The 12354-nt window shown below is 42.1% G+C and carries 7 protein-coding genes; 3 read left to right on the top strand and 4 right to left on the bottom strand.

Features of this window, described 5'->3' with window-relative positions; all coding sequences use genetic code 11:
* Positions 1–52: 52 nt before the first annotated feature.
* From Q0590_RS01335 to Q0590_RS01320, 4 genes are all read right to left on the bottom strand, one after another.
* Positions 53–1417 (bottom strand): Gfo/Idh/MocA family protein, encoded by a 1365-nt coding sequence (locus Q0590_RS01335; RefSeq protein WP_302035670.1) that lies wholly within the window; start codon positions 1415–1417, stop codon positions 53–55.
* Between the two features lie 419 nt (positions 1418–1836).
* Positions 1837–3999 carry a sensor histidine kinase gene (locus tag Q0590_RS01330; protein WP_302035669.1) on the bottom strand — a complete coding sequence of 721 codons (2163 nt, stop codon included), beginning with the start codon at positions 3997–3999 and terminating at the stop codon, positions 1837–1839.
* A gap of 371 nt (positions 4000–4370) precedes the next feature.
* Positions 4371–5459, bottom strand: a complete 1089-nt coding sequence (gene hemH / locus Q0590_RS01325; RefSeq protein WP_302035668.1) for a ferrochelatase — start codon at positions 5457–5459, stop codon at positions 4371–4373.
* A gap of 261 nt (positions 5460–5720) precedes the next feature.
* A complete protein-coding gene (locus tag Q0590_RS01320) occupies positions 5721–6794 on the bottom strand; it encodes a mannose-1-phosphate guanylyltransferase (protein ID WP_302035667.1) in 1074 nt (357 codons plus the stop codon).
* A gap of 433 nt (positions 6795–7227) precedes the next feature.
* Between Q0590_RS01320 and recQ the strand changes: the two genes are divergently transcribed.
* The 3 genes from recQ to Q0590_RS01305 all read left to right on the top strand — a co-directional run bounded on the left by recQ (position 7228) and on the right by Q0590_RS01305 (position 12314).
* Positions 7228–9414, top strand: coding sequence for a DNA helicase RecQ (gene recQ, locus Q0590_RS01315; RefSeq protein WP_302035666.1), 2187 nt, complete (start codon positions 7228–7230; stop codon positions 9412–9414).
* 84 nt (positions 9415–9498) lie between these two features.
* Positions 9499–10794, top strand: a complete 1296-nt coding sequence (purD, locus tag Q0590_RS01310; RefSeq protein WP_302035665.1) for a phosphoribosylamine--glycine ligase — start codon at positions 9499–9501, stop codon at positions 10792–10794.
* Between the two features lie 248 nt (positions 10795–11042).
* On the top strand, positions 11043–12314 hold the full coding sequence (locus Q0590_RS01305) for a PSP1 domain-containing protein (RefSeq protein ID WP_302035664.1): 1272 nt from the start codon (positions 11043–11045) through the stop codon (positions 12312–12314).
* Positions 12315–12354: the final 40 nt, after the last annotated feature.

Genomic DNA, 12354 nt, shown 5'->3' with positions numbered 1-12354 from the left:
AGCCTTTCTATGTTGCTAATAGAAAGGCTTTTTGCTAGTCAGGCAGGTAGCGTTATGCTTTCTGAGTCTGTGGTTTAATGGATGTAAGATCAGCTATCTTAACTGGTTGCCCGCTTTTAGAGCTGTTCCTGGCGGCTACCCCAACCAGCACAGATAAGGCACCATCCCGTGTGCCAGCTGATTGGCGTAAGGGATCTGGCTTATTTGGTAAAAATATTTTGTCTTTCAGCAATCTGTCGCCTCCACCATGTCCGCTGGTGCCGTGCGGAATTTTGAAAAACTCCCGTTTGCCAAAATTTTTGACGAGCATTAGTTCATCGTAGTCTCTTTTTTCTACCGGGTTACTTTCTTCGATCCACGCTTCTAAACGGCCTTCTGTGCCATTAAAGGCAACCCGATAGCCTTCATAGGGAGAATAGGTAGTAAGCGAATAACTCACTTGTACGCCATTCATGTATTTAATAGTCGCCGCCATTTTATCATAAATATTTATATCCTCTTTCCATACGCAGCCGTCACGCAGGTAGCCATCGTGCTTTTCGTTATTTACGTATAGCTCCATATAGTTTTTGTTTTTGGTAATGTCCCAGTAGAAGTTGCACTTTTCTTTATGCGGACATGGCCGGCAGTGGGTGTGGCGGAACGGATTGTTTTTGCCATAATGGTCCAGAGAGGCTGAGGCATATACTTCGGATGGATCGCTGTCTATCCACCAGTTGAGCAGATCGAAATGGTGGGTGGCTTTATGAACCCACAATGAGCCGCTTTTTTCTTCCAGGCGGTGCCAGCGCCGGAAGTAATCTGCTCCATGGCTGGTATCCAGATACCAGTGAAAATCCACGGAAGTTAATTTGCCAATGGCCCCCTGCCGTAGTAATTCATACATTTTGGCCCGGTGGGGAGAGTAGCGGTAGTTGAAGGTAACGGTTACTTTTTTTCCGGTGCGGTTTTCTGCATCCAGTATGGCCTGGCATTTCTTTTCATCCGTAGTCATGGGTTTTTCGGTGATAATATTGGCACCCATTTCCATTCCTTTGATAATAAATTCATGATGCGTGGCATCCACCGTAGTTACAATTAACATATCTGGTTTTGCTTCCTTCATCATCTTTTCAAAATCGGTATACACCGGGCAAGCAACACCCATCCGGCTTTTGGCATATTCCAGCCGGCCTGGGTTGGTATCGCAAAGGCCTACAAATTCTATATGCTGATTGTATTGTTTCTGTACATCAACTCCCCACATGCCGATGCCACGGCTGCCGGTGCCCACCATGGCCAGACGCATTTTTTTATCTGCGGAAGCAACAGATTGGGCAGCTACAGAAAGTGGATTCAGTAATAAGCTGCCGGTAACCACTGCTCCGGTAGTAGTTAAAAAACTTCTCCGGCTGGATACTTTTTCTGAAATGTTCATAAATAAAGGTTAAAAAGGTGTATACAGGGTAAGGTATCTAAGAAAAGGAAGTAGCCGGTAATACGCTTGTTTAGCGGGGCTCCTACCAACGTATTTTTGCCAGATAACTAACTACTATTCAGTCAGGCTACCAACATGCACTAGCTAGTTTATCATCATTCATATAAAAAAACAACTATCTACTTGAATTTTTTTTATAGATAATAGTTTCTACGCAACTATTTGCTGCAAGTAAGTAGGTTGAATGTAAAAAGTTTGCGCAAGGGCTGTTTCTAGCAAAGTGTTATCTGTATGAAGAGGTTTTGTATGGGCATGGATTAGTTATGATTACTTATCCCATATTTAAGGGCATTTTCAGGTGTTGCCAGGTGTTAAAAAAGGATTACAGCAGCTTGGTTTGAGCTGAATATCATCAAAATTTATTGAGTGAGGTAAAGGGGTAAGGTTACCGTAAAACACGTACCCTGGCCTACCTGGCTGTTTACCCTTATCTTTCCCTGAAGAATATCTACAGTCTGTTTTACAATATATAGGCCCAGCCCTGACCCATCGGAGTGTTCGGAGCCACGGAAAAACATCTGAAATATTTTTTCCTGGAACTGAGGTTCAATGCCGGTGCCATTATCTGTAAATTCAAAAGTAGCTTGTTCGGGGGTGATGGAAATACGTATTTTCAGGTAATGCTTCTCTTTTGCAAAATCCTGATATTTAATGGCATTGGATATCAGGTTTGTAAAAATGATCTTAAGGCGGAACCTGTCTGAATAAAAATTATCTCCGTGAACCTCCATGCTAACCGTTAGCTGGCCAAAATTCCGCATATAGGTCAGTTCTGCCAAACATTCCTGTAAAAGCGTATGGAAGTTAATCTTTTCCTGAGCTGTAGTAGTCCGTGCATTCCGGGAATATTCCAGCATAGAGTGAATAAAATTATCCAGCTTATGCACCCTGTTTTCTATCAGGTCCATATAATTTTTTCGGGTGGCCTCTTCCTGTTCCAGCCTGGATATATTAATTAAGCCTAATATGCTGGTTAACGGAGCTCTGAGGTCGTGAGAGGTTTTGTAGACAAACTGGTCAAGTTCGTAATTTTTATCGTTGAGTTCTTTGAGGGTGTGCTCCAGCTTGTGTTGTGTTACTTTCTGCTCATGAATGTCGGTGGCTGTGCCTACCCACAAAGAAATGGCCCCCTGCTCATCCCGGATGGGCACAATTCGGCTCAAATACCAGCGGTACGTACCATCGGCTCTTTTATACCGGTTTTCTATTTCGTACGATTTTCCTTCACTGCGTCCCTTCGTACGGCGTTCAACTACTGTAGGCAAATCATCCGGATGAATAATTTTTTGCCAACCTGCATCCTGGCTTTGCTCCTGCGTTAAACCGGTATAGTCGTACCAGCGTTTGTTGAAAAAAGCAATGTTAAGGCTGTGCGGCAGTGAAGTCCAGGCTATCTGCGGAATACTATCCAGAATCTGTAATATCCTGGATTCACTTTCTTCAATTTTTTTGCGGGCTATTACTTGTTCGGTAACTTCATGCACTACCACAATAATTCCTGTGATTTCACCTTTAGGATCGCGGATAGGTTGGTAAACCAGATTCAAATATCCCTCCCTGCGCTCGCCTTTCCGCGTAATTATGGCATGCAGTTCCGTGCCAGCCAAAGGCTCTCCGGATGAAAAGGCTGTATCCAGCAATTTTTCAAATACCTGGCCTTTTAATTCAGGTAATATAGCAAAAAGCGGATGATTGATTACCTCTTGCTGAGGTTTGCCCAGCATTTTGCATAAAGCCTCATTGGCCACCATAATAGTGTAAGCTGGTCCGCTCAAAATTCCAAGGGCAACCGGCGCTTGCCGGAGCAGCGTTTCCACCTGCCTTTGCTGTATTTCGGCCTCCAGGCGGGCTGCTCTTTCGCGTTCCAGCAAGGTTTGTATTTGCGTATTGGCTGCTTGTAGTTCTTTGGTACGCTGATTTACCCGCTGCTCAAGTTGTTCGTTGAGTTGAAGTAGTAAATCCTGCGCTTGTTGCAACTGCTGATTTTTCTCCAGCAACTGCCGTTCTTTTTGTTTACGCTCCAGCTCAAGTTCTGCCCGGCGTGCAACTATTCTAAGCAAAGACTCAGTTTGAGAAATATTCTGGATAGGGGCTCCATGCATAATATAGATTAGCCCAGCTACTTGCTTCTGTGAATTATATAACGCAATACCTACATAACTGTCTACCTGGTACTGCTTAAGGGATTGGTTGTAAGGAAATTGCTTTTGTACATTGGATGGAAAAGAGCAGAAATTATCTTTTACCACATATTCACACAGAGATCCTACCAGTGGATATTGTGTGCTGCTGGTTTCTGCGCCATGGCTCCAGAACACGATAGACCTCACCGTTTGATTGTATAGAGCAGAAGCCTGATTTGCATCGGCCTCATTACTGACAGCAGTAAGCTCACCAATAAATACATAATCAACTTCCAGAGCTTTCGACAGATATTGGGCCAGTGAGCGGAAAAACTCCTTTCCTATAGCTGCCGTAGAAAATCCCTGTGCTAGTTCTTGCAGCAATAGTTGCGAATCCATAGCTTATTGTAAAACAAAATGTATTGAAGATTTTTACCAGGTTTGTTGCCATCATTGAATTACCCGGTAGAGATAAAATAAACAGCACTATACTTTTATACAACCTGGGATTACCTTTGCTTGCTTAATCAGTCTATAAATCTGATGTGAAATTTATTAAATGAATACGGAATACCAAATAATAGCCCCTTTTTTTTGGCATAAATTAAAACTTTTTCCAGAAAAATTTGTCTGAAACACCTACACAGGCAATCTCCTTAAAAAGATGATGAGAGTAATTTTGGGGGCACTTCACCTGGCCCGGCACAATATTAGATTTTTCTTATAGTAACAAAAACTTATAACCCTTTCTTTTCTACGTTATCAGTAAATCAGGCCTTTACATTATTTCTATGAACAATATCTGTCAGCGTTTCTATCCATAAGGGATGATTGTTGAGGCTTTCTACCAGTTGCCAGTGTTTCCCACCCTTTTTTTCAAACAACTCTTTGTACTCTTCTCCTACTTCAATAGTGGTTTCCAGACAATCAGATACAAACGAGGGTGAGAAAGCCAGCACCCGTTTCACCCCTTTGGCCGCTAGTTCCGAAATCATATCATCAGTATAGGGCTTAATCCATGGGTCTTTCCCCAACCGGGACTGAAACGAAACGGTGTATTTATCTGGCGTAATGCCTAAAGCGGCCGCTAATAATCTAGAAGTTTCAAAACACTGTGCCCGGTAGCAATGCTGGTTTAGCGCATGCAAGGAACCACAACAGTTGCCCTGCAGACAGGTATTGGTTGCATCCCCTTTGCGTATCTGCCGCTCAGGCAAGCCATGATAGGTAAATATATAATGGTCAAACGGATGTTCGGCTATATACTTCTTACCCAGCAAGGCGAAAGTTTCTATAAACTTAGGATGCTGCAAAAAACTATTAATAAAGTTGATTTGTGGTATAATCTGCCAGGTACGTACAATCTCCATTACTTTGTCGTGTACAGAACCAGTAGTAGCCGATGCATACTGAGGAAATAAAGGAACAACAATAATATTGTCCAGCCCCTTATCCTTTAACTCCTGCAATGCACTCTCTATACTTGGGCTCTGGTAACGCATACCCAACGAAACCAGGTATTCCTCTCCCAAAGCCTGTTGCAGCAGAGAAGCTACCTCATACCCATAGATTTTTAATGGTGACCCTTTGTCTGTCCAGAGTTTTCTGTAGACTTCTGCTGATTTAGGCGCCCGGAAAGGTGCAATAATAAAATTAACCAGGAAGAATCTTGAAATGAACGGAATGTCAATTACTCTACCATCCATTAAAAATTCCCGCAAGTATTTTCGTACATCTGGCACAGATGGACTATCTGGTGTGCCTAGGTTTACAAGTAATACCCCAGTCCGTGGGCGGGCAGGTGTGAAATTTTTTTTAGACGGTTGCTCAGTTTGTATAGCAGAAGTAGACGCTAGCATGTTCAAAATTCAGTATTTATCAGAAATAACCAAAAATTGCCTAAAAAGGTTGAAAAGAACAAAAGTTAATTTTACACTTTACAGACATGAAGAAGGAGGTGCATCAGTGACTAAACCTTTTCAGAGTTATTTAATAGAAGTAATAGAAACTTAATATAATATATAGGTATAGCTATTCAATATGAAAATCCTGTAAAAAAAGCAGACATAACCCAGGAGGGCTATGTCTGCTTTAAAAATAGTTAAACCGGTGGTGGTTAGTTAAATGTATTCTGCGCCTTTTGATTTAGCATCGGCTACAAAATCTTTAACTTTTTGCTCCTCGTCTTTTTTGCAGATCAGCAGCACATTGTCGAATTCAGCTACAATATACCCTTCTAATCCCTGGGCTACTACCAGGCGGTCTTTCGGAGTTTTAATGATGCAATTAGTTGTGTTATAGGTCATTACTTGCCCATCTATCACATTGCCGGAAGAATCTTTTTCCGATACGTCATATAAGGACTTCCAGGTGCCCAGGTCCGACCAGCCAAAATCACTCAGCAGCACATATACTTCTTCACTCTTCTCCATAATACCATAGTCTATTGAAATATTCTTGCAGAAAGAATACGTTTTTTTAATATAACTTTCTTCTTCGTCTGTGTAGAATACTTTTTTTCCTTCTTCAAAAAGCTCGGCTACTTCATGCAGGTGTTGGTCAAAATTCTGAATAATGGCTTGTGCGTTCCAGATAAAAATTCCGGAATTCCATACAAACTCCCCACTTTCAATAAACTTTTTAGCCAGTTCCAGGTGAGGCTTTTCGGTAAATGTTTTTACTTTCTTTATTTCAGAGGTGCTCTGCGGAATGTATTGAATATAGCCGTATCCGGTGTCGGGCCGGCTAGGTTTTATACCAAGTGTAATAAGTATATTCTGTTCCGCTGTAGCAGCCAGTGCCTTGCGGATGGTATCTTTAAATTCCTGTTCTTTTAAAATAATATGATCTGCGGGGGCTACCACAATATTAGCCTCCGGATTTTTAACAGCTATTTTGTAGCAGGCATACGCAATACAGGGAGCGGTATTGCGGCGGGTAGGTTCCAGTAATATCTGGTGAGCGGACAAATATGGCAGTTGTTGCTGAACAAGTTCTTTATATTCCTGGCTGGTAACGATATAAATATTTTCAGAAGGGCAGACCCCCTCAAATCGTTCAGCAGTTTGTTGCAACAAGGTTTTACCGGTGCCTAATACGTCATGAAATTGCTTTGGAAAATTTGTACGGCTGAAAGGCCAAAAGCGCGTTCCTACTCCACCTGCCATTATTACTACATAATTATTTCTGTTCATTTGTTCGGTTGTTTAGCTGATAAATACATTATAAAAGTATTATGTAATTTTTTGAATTTTTTCTGTAAAAAAACAAAGAGTTCTATCTCACTTTAGCGATCAGATCAGTTAGGGAAAACGAAAGTAAAGAAGTGTTGCAAAAATAAAGGACTCTAAAAATAGAATAGTAGTAAATTGATTGTTAGGTTGTTATATTCGTGCGTTTTGTACACCTTCAAACATAAAAAGGTAACTGTACCTTACAGCTGCCCTAAGCCATATGCTCTGCTCACTGGATATAAAATATAATTTATGCGAGATTGATTTATTAAATTTTGCATTTTTCACTTTATTTTTTACTAACTTCCCTTTGTAATTTTGTTATTGTGTATTTTTGATGAACTTCGTAGCAAATATATAAAAAGCAGTCACTTTTTTGTCTATAAAATAAAAGATGTTAACAGATCAGGCCCCAAATTTAAAAGATAAATTAAAAGAAGTATTTGGTTACGGCCAATTCAGAGGTAACCAGGAAATTATAATTGGGAATGTGCTGGCAGGTAAAAACACATTTGTCATTATGCCGACGGGAGCAGGCAAATCGTTGTGCTATCAACTTCCCGCTATTGCCTTACCCGGTACAGCTATTGTCATCTCTCCGCTTATTGCGTTGATGAAAAACCAGGTAGATCAGTTAAATGCCGTAGGCGTGAACGCTCAGTTCCTTAACTCCACCCTCACAAAAGCCGAAATTACCAAAGTTAAAAAAGATACCCTTTCCGGATTAGTAAAGCTGTTGTATGTAGCGCCGGAATCACTGACTAAAGAAGAGAATGTGGCTTTTCTTCAGAAAGCAAATATTTCTTTTGTGGCCATAGATGAAGCACATTGTATTTCCGAGTGGGGCCACGATTTCCGCCCGGAATACCGTAAGATTAAAACCATTATTGATAACTTAGGCCGTTTGCCGGTGATTGCACTTACAGCCACTGCCACGCCTAAAGTACAGCAGGATATTCAGAAAAACCTTCAAATGGAGGAGGCGGCTGTTTTTAAATCGTCTTTCAACCGGAAAAACCTGTATTATGAGATCCGGCCAAAAACAGATACCAAAAAACAGCTGATCAAATACATAAAAAACCATAAAGGTAAATCAGGCATTGTTTACTGCCTAAGCCGCAAAAAAGTAGAAGAGATAGCCGAGTTGCTGAATGTAAATGATATCCGGACTTTGCCTTACCACGCAGGTCTTGATCCGCAGGTACGCATGCACAACCAGGATGCATTCCTGAATGAGGAAGTAGATGTTATTGTGGCAACTATTGCTTTTGGGATGGGTATTGATAAACCAGATGTCCGCTTTGTAATCCACTACGATACGCCAAAATCGCTGGAAGGCTATTATCAGGAAACTGGCCGGGCCGGAAGAGATGGCCTGGAAGGTAATTGTGTGATGTTCTATAGCTATAACGACATTATTAAGCTAGAGAAATTTAATAAAGACAAACCCGTTACTGAAAGAGACAATGCCAAGCACCTGTTGCAGGAAATGGCTTTTTATTCCGAATCTTCTGTTTGCCGCCGCCGCCAGTTGCTGCATTATTTTGGCGAACACATGGATAAAGACTGTGGTTTCTGCGACAACTGTTTGAAACCCAAAGAAAAATTTGTGGCCCAGGATGAAGTAGTGCTTGCCATTAAGGCGGTGTTGCAAACTGACCAACGTTTCGGCGCTGCACACCTGGTAGATGTATTAAGAGGCCAGGAAAACCAATACGTCATTAGCTATAACCACAACAAACTAGACGTATATGGTCAGGGGGCCGAGCAGGAAGCAACCTATTGGAACTCTCTCTACCGCCAGATTCTGGTGTTCGACTATCTGGACAAAGATGTTGATAATTATGGCGTGCTACACGTTACAGAAAAAGGGTTGAACTATGTTGAAAATCCTTATCCGATCACCTTCTCCAAAGACCACGATTATTCCAGTGCAACAGAAGAAGATGACGATAAAGACGATACCCCTGCTACTACTTCCTCTAAAGCACACGACCAGGTGTTATTCGAACTGCTGAAAGCCCTGCGTAAAAAACTGGCAAAAGAGAAAAACTTACCGCCATATGTAATCTTCCAGGACCCCTCATTGGAAGAAATGGCCACTACTTATCCAACCACCCGAGAAGAACTAGCCCAGATCAATGGGGTAGGTATGGGGAAAGTAGCTAAGTTTGGTAAGCCCTTTATAGATCTGATCGCTAAATACGTAGAAGAAAACGATATTGAAACGGCTTCAGATGTAGTAGTTAAATCCACGGTAAACAAGTCGAAAATCAAGATATTCATCATTCAGCAGATAGACCGTAAAATTGATCTGGAAGAAATAGCTGAATCTAAAGACCTGGATATGGCTGAACTGCTGGAAGAAATAGAGCATATCTGTTACTCTGGCACCCGTCTCAATCTGGATTACTACATAGACCAAGTGCTGGACGACGAACGGCAAGAAGATATTTTTGATTACTTTATGAATGCCGATACGGATAATATTCAGGTAGCTTTAAACAAGCTAGGCAAAGAGTATTCTGAAGAAGAACTGCGGCTGATGCGGATTAAGTTTATTTCAGAAGTAGCAAATTAACAGCAAATGACGAATCATTAATGAATAAGTAGTACCTTGCTTGCGTATTACATAGTCATTCATCATTCGTCATTCGTCATTCTTATGAATATACTCATACTTGGCTCTGGGGGCAGAGAACACACCTTTGCCTGGAAAATTTCCCAAAGCCCTTTATGCAGCCGCTTGTTTATAGCTCCAGGTAATGCAGGCACCGCCTCCGTTGCACAAAATGTATCCATTTCTGTAACCGATTTTAAGGCAATAGCTCAGTTTGTAACAGACAACGCTGTGCAACTGGTAGTAGTGGGTCCGGAAGAACCTTTGGTGCGCGGTATTAAAGATTACTTTGCTGCGCATGCAGCACTAGCTTCCATCCCGGTAATTGGCCCTGACCAAGCGGGCGCCCGCCTGGAAGGCAGTAAGGACTTTGCTAAATCCTTCATGCAGAAATATGCTATCCCTACGGCTAGTTCGGCCACATTCACCTACGAAACTTTATCTCAAGGCCTGAGCTATGTAGACAAACACAGCCTGCCAGTGGTATTAAAAGCCGATGGCCTGGCAGCAGGGAAAGGTGTAATTATAGCCCAGACAACTGAAGAAGCCCGCACCACCCTGCAAGATATGCTGGCCAATAAACGTTTTGGCGAGGCCAGCGCCAAAGTAGTCATAGAGCAATTTCTGTCAGGTATTGAACTGTCTGTATTTGTGCTGACAGATGGCAAAAACTATGTAACCCTGCCGGAAGCGAAAGATTATAAACGAATAGGAGAAGGGGACACAGGGCCAAATACTGGTGGGATGGGTGCTGTTTCTCCTGTACCTTTTGCAGATGCTGCTTTTATGCAGAAGGTTGACGAGCAGGTAATTAAGCCAACTATCCAAGGTTTGCAGGCAGAGGGCATCCATTATATAGGATTTATTTTCTTGGGTTTAATGAATGTAAAAGGCGATCCGTACGTTATCGAATATAACGTGCGCATGGGAGACCCGGAAACAGAAGTAGTCATTCCCAGAGTTAAAACCGACCTGGTCGCCTTATTGCAGGCAACAGCGGAGGGAAAACTGAATGATATACAGCTAGAAATAGATCCGAATCCGGCTGCTACGACTATGCTAGTTTCAGGTGGGTATCCGGAAGGGTATGAGAAAGGGAAGGCTATCAGTGGGTTAGACAAAATAAGGGAAGTAACGGCTTTTCATGCAGCTACCAAGCAACTGCCAGATGGTACTGTTGTAACAGATGGCGGCCGTGTTTTAGCGCTTACGGCCACTGGCACTACGTTAGAGGAGGCACTACAAAAATCACGGGCAGCCGCTCAACTAATTGAGTGGGAAAATAAATATTATAGAAAAGACATTGGTTTAGATGTTCTTTATTTAAATATAAATAGTTAGTAACTTTGAAAACTTCTGTATCCGGATAAGTGAAGTTTAACAGATATAGTATGTATAATCATTCATACAAGTATACCACTTACTTGAAACACTGGTTGAAGATTGAATAATCACAGAACTTCATACCATCAGTAACATACGCTGAAAGTGTTTTAGTAACAGTATATTTCAATATATATAAATAAATCAATGCGTTGGGTAGGTAGGTTGGTAAGTAAGCCAGCTTACTGATTAAATATATACATAACATGGGATGTAAGAGTTGTTCGTCCGGCGGCTGCGGCACCAAAACAGCTGACGGAAAAGTGGCAGGATGCCGCAACAATGGTGGCTGCCGTACAGGTGGCTGCAATAAAATGAATGTTTTCGACTGGCTTGGTAATATGGACCTTCCTGCTACCAGCCGGTTCAATATAGTAGAAGTCCGTTTCAAAGGAGGACGCAAAGATTTTTTCCGCAATACCGATCATTTGGAGCTGTATACCGGCGACCCGGTGATTGTAGACGTGCCCAATGGCCATCATATGGGACATGTTTCTTTACAGGGTGAACTGGTCAGGTTACAAATGCTGAAAAAAGGTGTGAAAGAAACCGATGATATCCGGCCTATCTACCGGGTAGCCACAGCCAAAGATCTGGAAAAATTTGAGCAGGCCCAGCTCCGGGAAATGCCTACTTTATACCGCACCCGTGCAATAGCCCAGGAATTAAAATTGGACATGAAGTTGACGGATGTAGAGTATCAGGCAGATAATACCAAAGCTACTTTTTATTACTCTGCCGAAGAACGGGTAGATTTTCGTGAACTGATTAAACTGCTGGCTGGAGAGTTTAAAATACGGGTGGAAATGAAACAGATCAGCCTCCGGCAAGAAGCCGGTCGCTTAGGAGGCATTGGTTCCTGCGGCCGTGAACTTTGCTGCTCCACCTGGCTCAGCGACTTTAAAAGTGTATCCACGGCTGCTGCCCGGTATCAGAATTTATCGTTGAATCCCAGTAAGTTATCTGGCCAGTGTGGCAGGCTCAAATGCTGCCTCAACTACGAACTGGATACGTACATGGATGCATTAAAAGATATTCCCACGGTAGAAGGCCCATTAATGACTGAAAAGGGGCCGGTATTTTTACAAAAGACTGATATTTTCAAGAAACTGCTCTGGTTTGGCTATGACAATGAAAGTACCTGGCATCCTATTCCGGTAGAACGGGTAAACGAAATTCTGGCCATGAACAAAAAAGGCTTAAAACCTTTGGAGTTGGAAGAAAACGGATCAGATGCAAAAAAAGAAGCAAAAGCAGATGCCCTTCTTCAAAACGATCTTGAACGGTTTGATAAGAAAAAGAACAAAAAGCCAAAAGGGGCAGAAAATCCAAGGCATAACAGGCCTACCGGTGAAAAACCTGTACCAGCCGATAAGCCACTTACAGAAAAGCCAATACTAGCCGATAAAAGCTTAAACGGAAAAACAGACAGGCCAAAGAAGAAGAAGAAAAAGAAACCAAAACCAAAAACTGAATAATTTTGATTATCCGCAATGCGTAGAGAGCTTACGAATTGCG

The sequence above is a fragment of the Rhodocytophaga aerolata genome (assembly GCF_030503435.1).
GTDB classification, from domain to species: domain Bacteria; phylum Bacteroidota; class Bacteroidia; order Cytophagales; family 172606-1; genus Rhodocytophaga; species Rhodocytophaga aerolata.
This window is presented reverse-complemented; position numbering and strand designations above follow the sequence as displayed.